Below are 15,125 nucleotides of genomic sequence, written 5' to 3'. Positions count from 1 at the left end.
ATAGTGTACCTCGTAGGGTTGTTGTTCATTTGGGACATTTTTTAGCCTATATTAGCTTGTCTTCTCACTCACTTTTCAGCAATCCATCAATCGAATTTGTGCAACGTTTTTCTTGATCGTTTTGATACCTATGAGTATAGGCATTTAGGTAAAACAGATAAAGATAGAACTTTGCTATTTCTAGTTTTCAGATATAGTCTTTTAGTTTGCTTTTAGTACAAGGCAACGAGCTGCAGGCAGTACTGGAGTACGGCAAGGCGAGTTAACGAAGTAATAAAAGATAAACTAATTGACTATATCAAACTACGACGTTTCAATGGAACTTTACACGTCGTCAAGTCAAGCTAATAGGGCCTAAATTGATTTTCGAAGAATATTAAGTTTCATTTAAGCATTAATCGATATACTATAACCAATCCTAAAACTTTTCTTTTTCATAAATCTCCTAGGAAGTAGTCAGCTTATATTAACTGGCTACTTCCTTTATTTTTTCCAAAATCAGCTGAGCTGTTTCTTGCGCAGAAAGGTTGGTGTTGTTAATTTTGCAATAATGCTGTAGATTTTCTGGAGCTTGCTTGGGATTAAAATTCGCAAAACTAGCAGTATCAAGAATATCCTTCTCAGACCATTCTAAATTTCGCTTCAAAGGCTTGTGCTGCAAACGATTTTCAGTGCCATTGCGACGCAAACGCTCCTGCAAATCTGTCTCAAGTTCGACAAATAAAACCTTTCTCTCGAATGTGTGAAAAACATCTTGAATTTGTCTTAAAAAATCAACATCATTTGAGTCATCAAAGTCAATCACAACTGTAAAAATTAAAGGTTTATTACTTTGAGCAAATGCTTCAAAAAAATTCATTCTAATTTTTCGAATAAGCTCGGTTGAGATTGGTCCATATTCCATAAAACGCCGGACAAAATCAATGCTATCGTGATTATGAAACAAAGTCATATCAGTCATCTTTTCAACTTCTTGACCAATTGTCATCTTGCCAGATGCCTGTGCACCAATAATAACAAGATTCATCATCTCTCCTCCCACTCACTCTTCAACAGCCCATAAGCCAAATCATCACAGCGATTGCCTTGGGTATCTTTGCGGTCACGGATACGAGCTTCCAAAGTAAAACCTAGTTTTTCGGCCACGCGCTGGCTTTGTTTGTTTGAGCCATAGCAACGAATTTCAACTTTGTGAAGGTTGAGAAGGGTAAAACCAATTTCAATCAAAGCACTGACAGCCTCTGTCATGTATCCTCTACCCCAAAAATCTGGGTGGAGCATGTAGCCAATCTCAAAGACATCATCTTCGTGACGGTGGTTGAAATCGCAAGAGCCGATAACGCGGTCACTCCCCTTGACTGTAATACCATAGCCTGATGGCAGATTTGCTTTTTCAAGATTTTGGTAGTAACGATTTTCAAAATAATCATACTCGTCTTCCAGAGTTGCAATGGGTGGCAGACCAGCTGGATAAGCCACATTTTCTAAGCTGACGTAGTCAAACATGTCTGGTACATCATCTATCGTCCGTTGCCGTAAAACAAGACGATCAGTCTCAACTTTTGGCAGCTCTTTACCATTATAGGTTTCCAGTATGTTCATCCCCCCACTCCTTTCTCAACAATCCAAAAATCAATTTGTCATAATAGACATCACCCACCTTTTGGCGCTCACGAAGTCTAGCTTCCATTTGAAAGCCTAGCTTCTCCGCCACGCGTCGGCTCTGATGGTTGTAATCAAAGACCGCAATTTCAATCTTGCACAAATCCAATTCTTGAAAGCCGAAGGCAACTAAGGCTGCTACCGCTTCTGGCATAAATCCTTGTCCCCACAAGTCTGGATGAAGAACATAGCCAATTTCCAAGATATCAGGTGCAATTTTCTTGAAAATTTACCGTCCCCATCAAGCAGTCTTGTCCTTTTAGGCAAATAGCATAGATCCGCTGCCTGGTCTCATCACCTGCTTTCTCCAAATCCATCTGGATAAAACTCCGACATTCCTCAACCGACTGATTGACTGGAAAACCAGCCAATTGCGCTACTTCTGGTCGGTGGCCATAATCATACATGGCTTCCGCATCCGATAGACGAACTGGTCTTAAAACTAAGCGCTCAGTTTCTAAGCTCACAAATTCATTCATAAATTTCTCCAATACCCTATGCAATCAAAATTAGCTATCAGCTTACGTCGCTAGTAGTTATTAAAAAATCCCTGTCTAGCTCACACTAGACAGGGACGAATGGATTATCCGCGGTACCACCACTGTTTCAGACGTCAGGCGTCTGCTACTCATTTCTTTGATTGTGACATCAGCAACTAGCTTTGACATTTGTGCGGATTTCTCAGTAACGCCGCTTCCTGTGACAAATGGGACTCAAAACACCTCTGAATGACCTTATTTTAACAAAAATCAAGTCAGAAAGCAAACCAACTTCATTACTTTAGGCTAATCATCATCCATAAAACAGTCCATAAAAGTTGAAGGAGGCTAGCAAATGTTTTTGAAAAGTACTAAAAAATGGCAACGAGTCATTAAAAGTTTTGACGGGCATTAAACAAACTGTGACAGGCTATCAAAATGATGGACACCCACCGGAGAGTAAGCTAGTCAATGAAAACTACAGAGATGCGCTAGCCTAAGACAACCACCCCACTAAATGACCAAATGAGGTGGTGTCGTGACAGGGCGCGCTTAGCTCACTTTCAAGCTGACGCCATTTTCTTTAAGTTTCTTGACAGTAGCTGGGCCAATGCCTTTGAGAGCAAGAAGGTCGTCTTCGGTTTGCTGCTTAAAATCAGCCATAGATCGAATACCGGCTTGGTAAAGTGTTGCAACTAGGTTGGCTCTAATGCCTTCTACAGCTCCAAGAGCTGAAAATTCCTCCAAACTCAATACAGCTACACTCTGCACAGGTGATTTTACTGGACTAGTCTCCTTGGTTGGCAAGGTCGTCTTGATTAGACCTTGACGTTTAAGAGCACGTTTATATTCTTTCTTGCGATTTTTAACTTTAGCCACGAAAAAACTCCTCTTTCTTAATATTTTCTCTCACCAAATAGACCGGCTGGTAAGTCATGGAATCCCTTGCCATCATGATAATTGGCAAATTTTCCTTGTAAGAAACGATAAGCATCCAACTTGCTTTCATAGCGGATGTAAGCATCTGCTGCGCGCTCATCTTTATCCTCTTCGATAATCTTTTGCGCCTCTTTTAAGGCCACTTCATTGACCATAATCTGCGTTTCTACCCAAGCTTCAAAGTCCTTTAAAAATTCCTGTTCGTAAGACATGGTATCCTCTTCTCTTTTTTATTTCCTCAACATTATAGCATACTTCAAAGGCTTTTGAAAAATAGCAGAGCCTTTTAGGAAGCACAAAAGCTGATGGTTGATGGATTGGCCATGTCAATGATGCCGATTTTCTCTAGGTTGTCTTCATAAAGCGCCTTGATATTTTCATTGTACCGGGTGACATAGCGAGCTAACTCTTCAGCCGACATATTGGCCATCTGTGCATAATTTCATTATTTTATGAGTTGCTGCGAAACCATGCCATGCGACACGATATTTAAATGCTTCTGCTCGTCCTGCGTACCAGACCAATAAAGCTTGCCATAAAACCGATAAGCATTCCGTTTTAACCATAATTCGCTAACTGTCATCTGTATTTCCTCATTCGTTTTTTTGTCTATTATACCTTTTTCAATAATATTTAACTCAATTTTACCATAGCCTCAATCGCCTGCAGCTCTCCCCCTTTTTTAAGTTAAAATAAAAACACGATATTTCTCTTGCCACATTGTCACTTTCATGGTAATATAGATAAGTAATCGCCGCTATAGTTAAATGGTATAATAGAGCAATGGTAATGCTCCGTTCCGAGTTCGATTCTCGGTGGTGGCAAAATCGAGAGGATGGAAATTCCAACCTCTTTTTTTGTTGTCTTATTGGACTTATCAAATTAAAATATAGAAATAAACAACAAAACGAAGCCAGCCAAGAAGTGTATCTTTCCCGAATAATGCTATTTGGTTTTACTTCTGCAAAAAAGTATCCCAATGCAAAACAGGCAAGCCTAGTTGCGCCTTCAATTGACGCGAAAAAGTCGGCTTGCCAGCTCCAGAACTACCAACCAATAAGATTTTCATGTCTATAAAACCTTTCTTATATTGCCAACCATAACTTGTATCCCTTCTTCACTGGGTCTAACCTCGTCAGCATACCTTTCTTCAAAGGGCAAGCACCAAACTGGTCCATGCCCATTATGCCCATAACTCCCCAAGTCTCCGGCGCAACTAGGAAAGCCATGAAAAAGCAGGTGAGCATCGCCATTCCCCAAGGATTCCACATTCATTTTCTCTGCATCAAAAGCCTCGGCTGCCGCTTCTAAAACATCAGCCATTCGCTCAAATATTTACCGCGCAGCTTCTTTTTCCAAAAATGCAAATCAGTCACATGATGCTTACACAAAAAGAGCGTGTAACCTGAGAAACGCTGCTGATCACCAAGCACAACATAGCCTGTTTCAAGTTCCGACACAGCGTAGTGATTTTCTCCCACCTTAATCATATCAATCCGTTTACAAATCAGACACATAATATCTCCCTCTTTATTCTTTTCCATCTTATCAAAATCCAGCAAAAAAAGTCCACTTGCTTCAGACTGAAAATAAACTATATTTTGTATGAATAAACCTCAAACCTGATGAAAAATTTGCAATATTAGGTAAGCGTAGCGAACTCTGAACAAAGAAGTTTCCGCTGTGATAAAACCACCTGAAACTGAGCAGCTTCAGGTGTGCGGAAGATTTTAAATTTTGCAGGATGTCGCTACCATCCGCTATCACTTAAGGAAAGTCTAAAAAGGAATTTTATCTATATTAAAAGCAAGGTCTCCCTTGCTTTCAATATTTAACAATATTCGTCAACTGCAGTTTGTCCTGCGATGCGACCAAAGGTGAAGATGTCAGTCAGTGAGTTACCACCTAGGCGGTTACCCGCATGAAGACCACCTGCCACTTCACCTGCTGCATAGAGACCTGAAATGCGTTGACCAGCTTCATTGATAACATGGGTAGTCGTGTCAATCTTAAGACCGCCCATAGTATGGTGAACCGCTGGTTTACGAGGGGTCGCGTAGAATGGGGCTTTCTCACATTTAAGGTCAAAGCCACCCTTGTCAAATTCAGGATCGTAGCCCGCATCAACGTAAGAATTATAATTCTTAATAGTGGTCACAAAGATTTCTGGATCCACGCCTATTTGTTTGGCTAAGCCTTCTAGAGTATCATCTCGGTAAAGGGTTCCAGCAGCTACTTGCGCATCAATTTTTTCTTGGCTGGTATTGTAAGCTGTCGCCTTGATATTGTCATCAGCGATAAGGTAGAAAAGACCACCATTGTCAATGGCTGCTTGTGACAATTTATCACGGCTTCCGTATTCGTCAACGAAACGTTTCCCTTCTTTATTAACCATGATGAAGTTAGCTGGTGGTACTTGCAGACCTGAGAAGAGAGCTCCCGTGTTAGGGTCAGACACCGGCATCATTTGGCTGAAGCCCATACCGACAAGGTCAGCACCGACGGATTGACCAAGTATAATACCGTCACCAGTGATGGCTGGTGAATTAGAGGTCTTAATGTCATCATCAATTTTAGTCCAATAAGTGTTGTATTTTTGCAACATTTTGGTATTGGCACCAAAACCACCTGACGCTAGAACAACAGCCTTTGCTTTGACTGTGATGGTTTGACCATTACGACCAGTTCCTCGAACACCACGAACGACACCATTTTCAACAATAAGTTCCTTAACAGGTGTGTCGGTTAAGATTGTTCCACCATTCTCACGAACGTATTTATCTAAGACAGAGATAAAGGCGTAGCCCATCGGTATTTTTGGTTTATGACCACGGCGCCAGAGGGCACCAACTGGCATGGTCACTTCCTTGCGATCAAATTCAACACCAACAGACTCCAGCCATTTGACCGACTCTAAGGCTCGCTCAGTCAGGATTTTAACCAAGTCATAATTACCATGAATTTCATTGCCTTGCAAGTCTTTGCGTTTACCACCAATGTAGGTTTGAATGCGGTAGAGGAGTTTAGAGTCAAAGAGGAAGTTTGGATTTGTGAGATATTCTTCCAGTTCCAACTTCAAGGCACGAAAGTCTTCCAAGTATTCTGGATCAATGCTGGCCTCATCTGTGTCATGCAATTCTTGTAAGTTATGAGCTTCACCAGGATTAGCAGCAAAGGTATTTTGCCATTCTGGCCAAGGTGCGTTGATAGGTCCACCAGCGCGGACCGTATTTCCGCCCAAAGCTGGGAATTTTTCAACAACAATGACTTTCTTACCAGCCTGGAGAACAGTTGCAGCTGCTGCCAGACCAGCACCTCCACCACCAACAACAACGACATCCGTTTCATATGTCTTGTCCTCCTTATCCAATGCAGATGGTGCCTTTGGACGCTTACGAAGGGCATCTGGATTGGCACCAGCCAATTTAACCGCACGCGCCACACCATCCAAGACACCATTGGAAGTTACTGAAGCACCTGATACAGCATCCACATTGAGGGTTTGCCCTTCAATAATTTCATTTGGCACACGAGTGAAGACGATATCTGAGATACCTGAGGTTTCACCAGAGGAATCAATATCAATTTTTTCAATGCGTTCTTCAGACAAGGTGACAGACATTGGCAATTTGCCGTTGTGACCCTGAGTTGTTACTTGGTAGGTACCTGGTTCAAAATGAACTTCTTCTGGTTCATTGAGTTTATTGGCAATTTCTGCAAAGCGCAAAAAGCGGAAGAAACAAGAGTCTAAGAAATCAACCGTTCCTTCGTTTTTGATATCACCATTTTCATCAAAGGCTTGATGAGCACGGCCTAATAGGAATTCGCTGCCTGGCATAACCGTCGCATTAACACCTGGAGCATCAAGAATCTGGCGCAAGTGGAGTTGAGCACGCGATGATCCTTGCACATCATAGGAAGCTCCGACAATCATGGTTGGCTTGCCAGCCAGTGGGTGCACGTTGAAAGATAGCCATTCTAAGAGACTATTGAGACTTGATGGGATGGTATGGTTGTGCTCAGGCGTCGCAATGATAACCCCATCAGCTTCAGTAATCTTATTATTAAAGTTTTGAATAACCGCTGAATCTGTCTGGTCATCTGTTTCATTGAACATTGGCACATCTTTAATTTCCAGAATCTCAATGTCAGCCTTCTTGGCAAAGTGATCCTTCATGAATTCAAGCAACATACGGTTATAAGATTTTTTAGCATTGGTTCCGACAATAGCAACTAGTTTCATAATGACTCCCTCCATTATTCGGCATCCCAAGCAAATTTAAGCTTGCGGTCGGTGTCTGCTTGTTTGACGATTTTATTAGTAATGGTAACAAATTCTTGAAATTCAGCAAAGTGCTCTTCCAACTCTGCTACTTTTTCCCCATTATTAAGATTGAAATCATCATCCAGTACTTGTTCAGAATGCCCTAGGAAGAACTCGCTTCCAGGCATGACACGTGCTTTCAGCTCTGGAGCATCCAAGATTTGACGCAAGTGTGCTTGGGCACGTGACGTTCCCAGAGCACCTAGAGAGCATCCCACAATCATGGTTGGCTTATTAATCAAAACGCGGCTGGTGTAGGCAATCCATTCCAAGGCGCTAGCCAAAGGAGCTGGAATTGTATGATCATACTCAGGTGTCGAAATGATAACACCGTCAGCGCCAGCAATTTTTTCAGAAAAAGCGGCCACCACAGCAGGGGCTTTCTTGTCCTCAGGCTCATTGAAGGCTGGCAAATCCTTGATTTCCAAGATTTCAATGTCAGCCTTGTCCGCAAAATGCTTAGCCATGAACTTGAGCAACTTACGATTGGTTGAACGGTCAGAATTGGTTCCAACAATAGCAACTAATTTCATTATGTTACCTCTTTCACATTGTTTTTTTAGTATGATTATACTACTTTACCTGTTTTTGTAAACGCTATCTCTCAGATATCAGGACAATTATATCATTTTTTCGAACAATTGTATCATTTTCAACAAAAATTCATGGTTTTATTCACTTTTATTTTTGAAAGCGTTGACAAGGGGATTTTATTCTGTTATTATGCATGTGAATTAGCAAACAAACTCTCACAAGAAAGGAGCTTTCCTAATGAAAAATAAACTCAATCGTTGGCAAGTCATTGCCGCCTCAACTGCCATCCTACTCTGTACAGGAGCAGTCTATGCCTTCAGCGTTTTTGCTGGCCCGCTTAGTGGTCAGACTGGCTGGAGCATGTCAGACATCATGATGGCCTTCACCATTAACTCAGCCATTGGTCCAATTCCTATGATACTTGGCGGTTACCTAGTTGATAAAGGTTACGTCAAATGGACCATTGCCATCGGTGCTCTGTTATTTGCTACAGGTTTCTTCCTAACTGGTTTTGTGACTAGTCCCGCTATGCTTTACCTCACTTACGGTCTCATGGCTGGGCTTGGACAAGGATTTGCTTATTCTGGTGCATTAAGTAACACCCTTCGGCTCTTCCCAGACAAGCGTGGTCTGGCTTCTGGTATTTTGACTGGAGGAATGGGCTTCGCTGCTGTTATTGCTTCCCCTATTGCTAGCAGCCTCATTCAATCACACGATGCTAAATTTGCCTTTCGTGTCATTGGCTTAGTCTACATTGTCATTGCTCTTGTGGCAAGCTACTTCATTAAACCTGCTCCTGCTGGCTTTAAACCAGAAGGTTGGAATCCACCAGCTCAGACTATTAAAGGTGCTGTTAATAAAACTTGGACAGACATGCTCAAAACACCAACTTTCTATGTTATCATTTCCATGTTTTTCATTGGTGCTTTCTCTGGACTTATGATTGCTTCTCAAGCCTCTCCAATTGGCCAATCCATGTTCGGATTGTCTGCTGGAACGGCTGCCCTATACGTCAGCCTTTACTCCATCGCTAATTCTAGCGGTCGTTTTATCTGGGGAACAGTATCTGATAAAATCGGTCGTAGCAAGACAGTCATGGTCATCTACGCTGTTGTTGCTGCTGCTCTACTTGTTTTGACCCTTGTTCCAGGACAATTCGGCTTTGCAGCGGGTATTATTGGACTGGGAATCTGCTTTGGTGGTGTTATGGGCGTCTTCCCTTCCATCGTTATGGAAAATTATGGTTCTACTAATCAAGGTGTCAACTATGGTATCGTCTTTACTGGCTATTCATTGGCTGCCTTCTTTGCACCAAAAGTGGCTGTGCAAATGGCTGCCACTAACAAGGGCAACTACTCTAACGCTTTCTATGTAGCCATCGTCTTGGCTCTTGTTGGACTAGCACTAAACGCTCTCTACATGAAAATAACCAAGAAAAAATCTGCCTAAAGGGATTTATCTGTAAGCTAAAAAAGTTTGAAAATAACTTCAAACTTTTTTTGGATCCATTTCAAAATTCGCTGTGCTATAATGGAAGAACGAGAAAAATGAAAAAATAAAGGGAACAAGTGACCTTCAGACTAGTTCAGCTTGTTTTCACAAAATCTGGCAGAAATAAAATGACAAATAAAATACCTCAACCCATACGCAAGGATCCCTCTGGTTTTCCCTACGACTTTTATCATATTCGAATTGAGCACGGCTACCCCGATATCATGTACCACTGGCACCCTGAATTTGAAATCATCTATGTCCATCAGGGAACGGCCCGCTATCATATCAATTACGATTATTTTAATAGCCAAGCTGGAGACATTATTTTGGTTCAGCCGTCAAATATGCACTCCATCCACCCTATCGCAGACAAGGAGCAGGTGACCGATACCTTCAGCATTCATCTGGACAATCTGGGGCGTTCGACTATTGATAGTTATAGTCAGCGCTACCTCCAACCGATTCACAATGGGCATTTTCAGCTGACAAATCGCATTCAAGTAGATATGCCAGGTTATGACAAAATCAAGACCTGCCTCTTTGAGATTTTTGATCTCGTTAAGGAGGAGAAACTCTATTATGACATGATGCTCAAATCAAAATTACATGAATTTCTCTACCTACTCTTCAAGTTTCGCTATGTCAATCGGCACTATACTGACGATACCTATCAAAAATATCAGAAACTCAAGAGACTCATCGATTATATCAACACACACTACGCTGAAAACCTGACCATCCCATTCTTAGCGGACTATTTTGGATACAGCCGAACCCATTTTATGACCATTTTTAAGCAACACACTGGCAGTAGCTGTCTAGAATTTTTACTACAGGTTCGGCTTAATAAGGCCTGTGAGCTACTAGTGCGGAGTCCCCTTCCTATCCAAACAATTGCCAGCCAAGTTGGCTTCTCTAACCTGTCAAATTTCAATCGCCAATTCAAGAAGAACTATCAACTAACCCCTAAACAGTATCGAAATCAGTTTAACAAGACTAATCATTCTTAAAAATAGCTGCCGCTGGCTAGTAGATTTGTAAAAATGATCATTTGGTCTACGCAAAACGTGCAACCCCTCAACAAAATCTCTAAGTAAAAGAAGACAAGAAAAAACAAGTCTCACTATGAAACTTGATTTTTTCTTATTTCCTCACTAATTTCACAACCGCCTCTGTCCTTGCTGTATGGGGAAACATGTCAACACTTTGGATATATTTGACATCATAGACTTTAACTAGTTTTACAAGATCACGAGCCAATGTGGAAACATTGCAGGAGACATAAACCATCTTCTCAGGCTGATATTTCAAAATAGTTGCTAGTAGTTTGTTATCTAAACCTGTTCGAGGCGGATCAACAATCAAAGCATTAGCACGGTAGCCTTCTCGGTACCATCTCGGAATAATATCCTCAGCTTTACCAGCTTCATAATACGTATTGTCAAAGCCGAGAGCCTTGGCATTTTTCTTAGCATCTGCAATGGCCTGAGGAATAATATCCATACCGCGCACGCTCTTGACCTTATCCGCAAAAGCAAAACCAATCGTTCCAACACCACAGTAGGCATCAATGAGATTATCGCTTTCATTGACATCCAAAGCCTGTACCGCCTGACTGTAAAGCTGTTGAGTCTGCTCAGGATTGAGCTGGTAAAAAGCCCGTGGTGACAAGGCAAAATGATAATCCAAGACCTCCTCGCTGATGCTTTCTTGACCCCAGACGATTCGAGTCTCCTCACCATAAATTTCACTGGACTTGCTCTTATTAAGATTAACAGCCACAGTCCTGATAGCAGGATATTTATCGGTCAGCTCCTCAATCAACCTTGAAAAATCCAAAGACTTGCTAGTGACCAGAATCAGCTGAACTTGACCGCTTGCCTGACCCCTACGAACCATAACTGTCCGCACACCAGCAATTTGACGCTCATTATAGATGGGTAGATTGTATTTTTGTAAAAGCTGTGCGACATCATTGACGATGGCCTGAGTCACTTGGTCTTGAACCAGACAATTATCCAATTGAACCAAGTGATGGGAGCCTTCTGCATAAAGTCCCGCCTTAACTTGATTCTTAAAAAGACGAGTTTGAAATTGCAGCTTGGCACGATAATGCTCAGGTTTTTCCATTCCGATCGTCGGACGAATATCATACTTTTCAAAGCCCTGCGGTTGGAATTTTTTTAAAGCTTGTTTAAGCAGATCCGCCTTGAACTCCAATTGCTTGTCATAGCGCAAATGCATGATTTGACAGCCACCACATTCTTCGTAGATGGGACACCTGGGATTCACTCGAAATTTAGATGCCTTATTGACCTTGAGTAGTCTTGCCTCAGCAAAATTTCGCTCAACCTTGGTTACTTGGCAAAAAACTTCCTCACCTTTGAGGGCACCAGGTACAAAGACCAGCTGCTTTTTGTAAAAGCCAATCCCCTCACCGTTGATTCCCATGCGCTTGATTTTCAGAGGAATTCTTTGTTTCACTACAATCGTCATTTTGAATGATTATCCTTTTCTTCATAATAGTGTTTGAGGTAGGAGTGAATATAAGCATGGGCACTAAAGACCAGAGGCATCATCTTACCGAAAGCAAGGTAAAGATCAGAGGGTTTAACCTCCCAGTCTTCTTCGTCAAACATGTCGTCCATATCACTGACCTTCATGACGTCTGCTAAAGGAAAGGCTTCATCTCTATAAAAATTAACCCAATCAGGGCAATTCTGATCAAGCTGCTCCAGATACTGATTGGCCTCATCCAAATTATCAGCCAACAAAGTTAGCATAAAAAGTGGCAGCAAAAAATAAATATCATCCGCATAGTCTGTCTTGGACAGGTAGAGATTTTTAGCCTCCTCATAACGATAACTCAAGGCATAGAGAGCCATCAACTCACGGCGACTAGCCAAATAATCAGACTTATCCATGCGATAAATTTCTAGAAACTGATCTATTGCGGGCCCATAGAGGCCATTCTTCTTGGCAACCTTAGCAATTGAGAATTTTCCATGCAAAAAGCTGCTATCACGTTCACGCAAAATTTCAACTTGGTAATCAACGACTACATCACCTTTAAATTTTTTCTCGTTATCAGCCAAACTGCGATACATAGCATAAGTTAGATCGGACGGACGATGCCATCCTTGAAACTTCTTAGCCAATATTTCCAATTGGCGTTCCAGATAGTCAGAAAAGTCCTCTTCATCATCGTCATCGTAATCTAGCCACTCATCGTTCAGCCTATTATCCTCACGATAACGATTAAAATCAACAATTTTATCTCTTTCATCTTTATCGAAATCTTTCATTTTACACCTCTTTTCTAAATATCTAAATAGGAAGTAATACCTCTATTCTACCATTTTTGATATAATAAAAACTATGAAAATCACTAAAATTGAAAAGAAAAAACGCCTTTACCTGCTTGAATTAGATGGAAATGAAAAACTTTACATTACTGAAGACACTATTGTTCATTTTATGTTAAGCAAGAACAAAGAAGTCAATCAGCAGGAGCTTGAAGAAATCAAGTCCTATGCTCAATTTTCCTATGGAAAAAACCTAGCGCTCCACTATCTTTCCTTTAAACAACGCAGCAAAAAAGAAGTCAGAGATTATCTTATCAAACACGAGATTGATAAGATTATCATTCCACAAATTTTGACCAGCCTAGAAAAAGAAAATTGGCTTAATGACCGCAAATACACTGAAACTCTCCTCCAACAAAACCTTGGAACAGGAGATAAGGGACCTTACGTTTTGCAACAAAAGCTCAAAGAAAAAGGAATTGACCCCCAAGTCATCTCTGAAGAGCTGGCAAAACTTGATTTTTCGGAACTCTTGGAAAAACTTAGCCAAAAACTATTACGCCAATATCAAACCAAACTCCCCCAGAAAGCTCTGCGTGATAAAATAATTCAACGATTAACCAATAAGGGATTCGATTATCAGACCGCAAAAGAGACTTACCAACAGTTAGATATCATAAGTGAAGAGGAAAATGAACAGGAACTTATTTACAAAGAGCTTGATAAACTTTATCCTAAATACAGCCGCAAATACCAAGATTATGAACTCAAACAACGATTGATACAAGCTCTGTCCCGAAAAGGGTTCGGATTTGATGATATTAAAAGCGCTTTAAGAGAATATTTATAAGATAATATTACTTTGGAAGTGATTTTTTCAGAAAATTATGCTAAACTATAACAGATAAGTTTAATTGTAGAAAGTTGGTAAGGCATGAAATTACCTAAAGAAGGCGACTTTATTACAATTCAAAGTTATAAGCATGATGGTAGTTTGCACCGTACTTGGCGCGACACTATGGTACTAAAAACAACTGAAAATGCTGTTATTGGCGTGAATGATCATACCCTCGTCACTGAGAGTGATGGGCGACGTTGGGTAACTCGTGAACCAGCTATTGTTTATTTCCATAAAAAATACTGGTTTAATATCATTGCAATGATTAGAGATAATGGCGTTTCTTATTACTGCAATCTTGCCAGCCCACAAATCATAGATGAAGAGGCTCTGAAGTATATCGACTATGACCTTGATGTCAAAGTGTTTGCTGATGGTGAAAAGAGACTCTTAGACGTGGACGAGTATGAGTTACATAAGCAAGAAATGGGTTATTCTCCAGACATTGATTTCATTTTAAAAGAAAATGTCAAGATCCTCGTTGATTGGATCAACAACAAAAAAGGACCATTTTCACAGGCCTACATAGACATTTGGTACAAACGTTATCTTGAACTGAAGAATCGTTAAAGTTGCAAGGAGCTGGGAGATGACCCTGACTCCTGTTTTTATTAGTCAAATAATCATAAGCTTCATCAAGAAAGGAGATACTATGGCATTTAAAAATACAAAAGAACGTTATGCTAGCTTCGGTATTGCAACAAGTCTTCCCCATGATATTATAGATACCTTCTGGGACCTTCTTGATAACTATCTCAAAGACGTTGTTCCACTAGACAACATCTTACTTTTTCGACTTACCCAAAAGAATAATAAACTTTCTTTTGAATATCATGATCACAAAAGAAATATTCTCATCGTCTTTGACTACAATGTTCCATTTGACCCATTTTTTCCAGAGATTATCAATATCGTTGACAATCACGGCATAGAGACAATTATGCTTCCCTATGAGTTTGACTAGCCCCATTTTCAATAAAGAAAGCGGCGTTTTATTTTTCATAAATTTTCAATTGTAAAGCTCTCGTATGCAACTAATTTTCATATTGTACACGATTTAAACACCAAAGTAACTCCTAGTAAAGACCTTTTTCGTTAAGAAGAACCGTCAATCACACAATTCGTAACCCCAAAATAGCTCATCAGCTGATAATCCCAGTTGCAATGTGAATCGGTTACACTAAACTAGACAGAATCTATAAAGTGTTCTACACTAAAGAAAAGAGGAGAACAGATATGTCTAGAAAAATTCGCCGTCATTTCACAGATGAGTTTAAACAACTCTTGTTGACCTACACAATACAGGTATGAAGCGAAGCGAGATTATCAAAGAGTATGACTTGACCCCGTCTAGCTTTGACAAGTGGGTTAAACAAGCAAGAACAACTGGTTCCTTTAAAACTGTTGTTCATCTGACCGATGAACAGCGTGAGTTGATAGAACTCAGAAAACGAAATAAAGAACTCGAAATGCAATTAGACATCCTAAAG

General features: G+C 40.7%; 17 protein-coding genes, 1 tRNA gene and 2 pseudogenes. 7 read left to right on the top strand and 13 right to left on the bottom strand.

Annotation, left to right across the window (positions count from 1 at the left end):
• Positions 1-466: 466 nt before the first annotated feature.
• The 8 genes from A3GS_RS0109110 to A3GS_RS12780 all read right to left on the bottom strand — a co-directional run bounded on the left by A3GS_RS0109110 (position 467) and on the right by A3GS_RS12780 (position 3,663).
• Complete coding sequence (locus A3GS_RS0109110) at positions 467-1,027, bottom strand: shikimate kinase (protein ID WP_018365094.1); 561 nt, start codon at positions 1,025-1,027, stop codon at positions 467-469.
• Positions 1,027-1,602, bottom strand: coding sequence for a GNAT family N-acetyltransferase (locus A3GS_RS0109105; protein WP_018365093.1), 576 nt, complete (start codon positions 1,600-1,602; stop codon positions 1,027-1,029). Before A3GS_RS0109105 ends, A3GS_RS0109110 begins: the two co-directional genes overlap by 1 nt.
• Complete coding sequence (locus A3GS_RS13195) at positions 1,580-1,864, bottom strand: GNAT family N-acetyltransferase (RefSeq protein ID WP_018365092.1); 285 nt, start codon at positions 1,862-1,864, stop codon at positions 1,580-1,582. The genes A3GS_RS0109105 and A3GS_RS13195 overlap by 23 nt, the downstream gene beginning before the upstream one ends.
• A 4-nt stretch (positions 1,865-1,868) precedes the next feature.
• Positions 1,869-2,141, bottom strand: a complete 273-nt coding sequence (locus tag A3GS_RS13190; RefSeq protein WP_018365091.1) for a GNAT family N-acetyltransferase — start codon at positions 2,139-2,141, stop codon at positions 1,869-1,871.
• A 552-nt stretch (positions 2,142-2,693) separates the two neighbouring features.
• Positions 2,694-3,020 (bottom strand): helix-hairpin-helix domain-containing protein, encoded by a 327-nt coding sequence (locus A3GS_RS0109095; protein ID WP_018365090.1) that lies wholly within the window; start codon positions 3,018-3,020, stop codon positions 2,694-2,696.
• Positions 3,021-3,037: 17 nt separating this feature from the next.
• On the bottom strand, positions 3,038-3,292 hold the full coding sequence (locus A3GS_RS0109090; protein WP_018365089.1) for a DUF1912 family protein: 255 nt from the start codon (positions 3,290-3,292) through the stop codon (positions 3,038-3,040).
• A 74-nt stretch (positions 3,293-3,366) separates the two neighbouring features.
• On the bottom strand, positions 3,367-3,510 hold the full coding sequence (locus A3GS_RS12785) for a hypothetical protein (RefSeq protein ID WP_018365088.1): 144 nt from the start codon (positions 3,508-3,510) through the stop codon (positions 3,367-3,369).
• A gap of 15 nt (positions 3,511-3,525) precedes the next feature.
• The gene (locus A3GS_RS12780) at positions 3,526-3,663 is read right to left on the bottom strand and encodes a hypothetical protein (protein WP_018365087.1); all 138 of its coding nucleotides are present in this window, start codon (positions 3,661-3,663) and stop codon (positions 3,526-3,528) included.
• A 170-nt stretch (positions 3,664-3,833) separates the two neighbouring features.
• On the opposite strand from A3GS_RS12780, the gene A3GS_RS0109075 reads away from it, so the two are divergent.
• Positions 3,834-3,904, top strand: a tRNA-Thr gene (locus tag A3GS_RS0109075).
• A gap of 247 nt (positions 3,905-4,151) precedes the next feature.
• On the opposite strand, the pseudogene A3GS_RS12465 reads toward A3GS_RS0109075, so the two are convergent.
• The 3 genes and pseudogenes from A3GS_RS12465 to A3GS_RS0109050 all read right to left on the bottom strand — a co-directional run bounded on the left by A3GS_RS12465 (position 4,152) and on the right by A3GS_RS0109050 (position 7,937).
• Positions 4,152-4,597: pseudogene (locus tag A3GS_RS12465) on the bottom strand (HIT family protein).
• Positions 4,598-4,911: 314 nt separating this feature from the next.
• Complete coding sequence (locus A3GS_RS0109055; protein ID WP_018365083.1) at positions 4,912-7,323, bottom strand: flavocytochrome c; 2,412 nt, start codon at positions 7,321-7,323, stop codon at positions 4,912-4,914.
• A gap of 14 nt (positions 7,324-7,337) precedes the next feature.
• Entirely contained in the window at positions 7,338-7,937 is a 600-nt protein-coding gene (locus A3GS_RS0109050) for an NADPH-dependent FMN reductase (RefSeq protein WP_018365082.1), read from the bottom strand.
• A gap of 238 nt (positions 7,938-8,175) precedes the next feature.
• Between A3GS_RS0109050 and A3GS_RS0109045 the strand changes: the two genes are divergently transcribed.
• Together A3GS_RS0109045 and A3GS_RS0109040 are read left to right on the top strand one after the other, a co-directional pair.
• Entirely contained in the window at positions 8,176-9,387 is a 1,212-nt protein-coding gene (locus tag A3GS_RS0109045) for an L-lactate MFS transporter (RefSeq protein ID WP_018365081.1), read from the top strand.
• A gap of 170 nt (positions 9,388-9,557) precedes the next feature.
• Positions 9,558-10,442 carry an AraC family transcriptional regulator gene (locus tag A3GS_RS0109040; protein ID WP_026216346.1) on the top strand — a complete coding sequence of 295 codons (885 nt, stop codon included), beginning with the start codon at positions 9,558-9,560 and terminating at the stop codon, positions 10,440-10,442.
• Positions 10,443-10,575: 133 nt separating this feature from the next.
• Here the strand turns inward: A3GS_RS0109040 and rlmD are convergent, their stop codons facing one another.
• Both rlmD and A3GS_RS0109030 read right to left on the bottom strand, forming a co-directional pair.
• The gene (rlmD, locus tag A3GS_RS0109035) at positions 10,576-11,928 is read right to left on the bottom strand and encodes a 23S rRNA (uracil(1939)-C(5))-methyltransferase RlmD (protein ID WP_018365079.1); all 1,353 of its coding nucleotides are present in this window, start codon (positions 11,926-11,928) and stop codon (positions 10,576-10,578) included.
• The gene (locus tag A3GS_RS0109030; protein WP_018365078.1) at positions 11,925-12,737 is read right to left on the bottom strand and encodes a hypothetical protein; all 813 of its coding nucleotides are present in this window, start codon (positions 12,735-12,737) and stop codon (positions 11,925-11,927) included. The genes rlmD and A3GS_RS0109030 overlap by 4 nt, the downstream gene beginning before the upstream one ends.
• Before the next feature lie 73 nt (positions 12,738-12,810).
• On the opposite strand from A3GS_RS0109030, the gene recX reads away from it, so the two are divergent.
• The 4 genes and pseudogenes from recX to A3GS_RS11765 form a co-directional block, all read left to right on the top strand.
• The gene (gene recX / locus A3GS_RS0109025) at positions 12,811-13,587 is read left to right on the top strand and encodes a recombination regulator RecX (RefSeq protein ID WP_018365077.1); all 777 of its coding nucleotides are present in this window, start codon (positions 12,811-12,813) and stop codon (positions 13,585-13,587) included.
• Between the two features lie 84 nt (positions 13,588-13,671).
• Positions 13,672-14,205 (top strand): nucleoside tri-diphosphate phosphatase, encoded by a 534-nt coding sequence (gene ntdP / locus A3GS_RS0109020; protein WP_018365076.1) that lies wholly within the window; start codon positions 13,672-13,674, stop codon positions 14,203-14,205.
• 82 nt (positions 14,206-14,287) lie between these two features.
• Positions 14,288-14,599 carry a DUF960 domain-containing protein gene (locus A3GS_RS0109015; RefSeq protein WP_026216345.1) on the top strand — a complete coding sequence of 104 codons (312 nt, stop codon included), beginning with the start codon at positions 14,288-14,290 and terminating at the stop codon, positions 14,597-14,599.
• A gap of 272 nt (positions 14,600-14,871) precedes the next feature.
• Positions 14,872-15,125 (top strand): annotated as a pseudogene (locus A3GS_RS11765) (transposase); the annotation flags it as partial.

It is taken from the genome of Streptococcus caballi DSM 19004, from assembly GCF_000379985.1.
GTDB classification, from domain to species: Bacteria; Bacillota; Bacilli; order Lactobacillales; family Streptococcaceae; genus Streptococcus; species Streptococcus caballi.
Note: the sequence above shows the minus strand (reverse complement) of the source record. Positions and strands in the feature narration are given on the sequence as shown.

What these genes read in the sequence shown, in the direction of transcription:
- A3GS_RS0109110 (WP_018365094.1), bottom strand. Translation starts at nt 1,027, where the DNA reads ATGAATCTTGTTATTATTGGTGCACAGGCATCTGGCAAGATGACAATT.
- A3GS_RS0109105 (WP_018365093.1), bottom strand. Translation starts at nt 1,602, where the DNA reads ATGAACATACTGGAAACCTATAATGGTAAAGAGCTGCCAAAAGTTGAG.
- A3GS_RS13190 (WP_018365091.1), bottom strand. Translation starts at nt 2,141, where the DNA reads ATGAATGAATTTGTGAGCTTAGAAACTGAGCGCTTAGTTTTAAGACCA.
- A3GS_RS0109090 (WP_018365089.1), bottom strand. Translation starts at nt 3,292, where the DNA reads ATGTCTTACGAACAGGAATTTTTAAAGGACTTTGAAGCTTGGGTAGAA.
- A3GS_RS12785 (WP_018365088.1), bottom strand. Translation starts at nt 3,510, where the DNA reads ATGGCCAATATGTCGGCTGAAGAGTTAGCTCGCTATGTCACCCGGTAC.
- A3GS_RS12780 (WP_018365087.1), bottom strand. Translation starts at nt 3,663, where the DNA reads ATGACAGTTAGCGAATTATGGTTAAAACGGAATGCTTATCGGTTTTAT.
- A3GS_RS0109055 (WP_018365083.1), bottom strand. Translation starts at nt 7,323, where the DNA reads ATGAAACTAGTTGCTATTGTCGGAACCAATGCTAAAAAATCTTATAAC.
- A3GS_RS0109050 (WP_018365082.1), bottom strand. Translation starts at nt 7,937, where the DNA reads ATGAAATTAGTTGCTATTGTTGGAACCAATTCTGACCGTTCAACCAAT.
- A3GS_RS0109045 (WP_018365081.1), top strand. Translation starts at nt 8,176, where the DNA reads ATGAAAAATAAACTCAATCGTTGGCAAGTCATTGCCGCCTCAACTGCC.
- A3GS_RS0109040 (WP_026216346.1), top strand. Translation starts at nt 9,558, where the DNA reads ATGACAAATAAAATACCTCAACCCATACGCAAGGATCCCTCTGGTTTT.
- rlmD (WP_018365079.1), bottom strand. Translation starts at nt 11,928, where the DNA reads ATGACGATTGTAGTGAAACAAAGAATTCCTCTGAAAATCAAGCGCATG.
- A3GS_RS0109030 (WP_018365078.1), bottom strand. Translation starts at nt 12,737, where the DNA reads ATGAAAGATTTCGATAAAGATGAAAGAGATAAAATTGTTGATTTTAAT.
- recX (WP_018365077.1), top strand. Translation starts at nt 12,811, where the DNA reads ATGAAAATCACTAAAATTGAAAAGAAAAAACGCCTTTACCTGCTTGAA.
- ntdP (WP_018365076.1), top strand. Translation starts at nt 13,672, where the DNA reads ATGAAATTACCTAAAGAAGGCGACTTTATTACAATTCAAAGTTATAAG.
- A3GS_RS0109015 (WP_026216345.1), top strand. Translation starts at nt 14,288, where the DNA reads ATGGCATTTAAAAATACAAAAGAACGTTATGCTAGCTTCGGTATTGCA.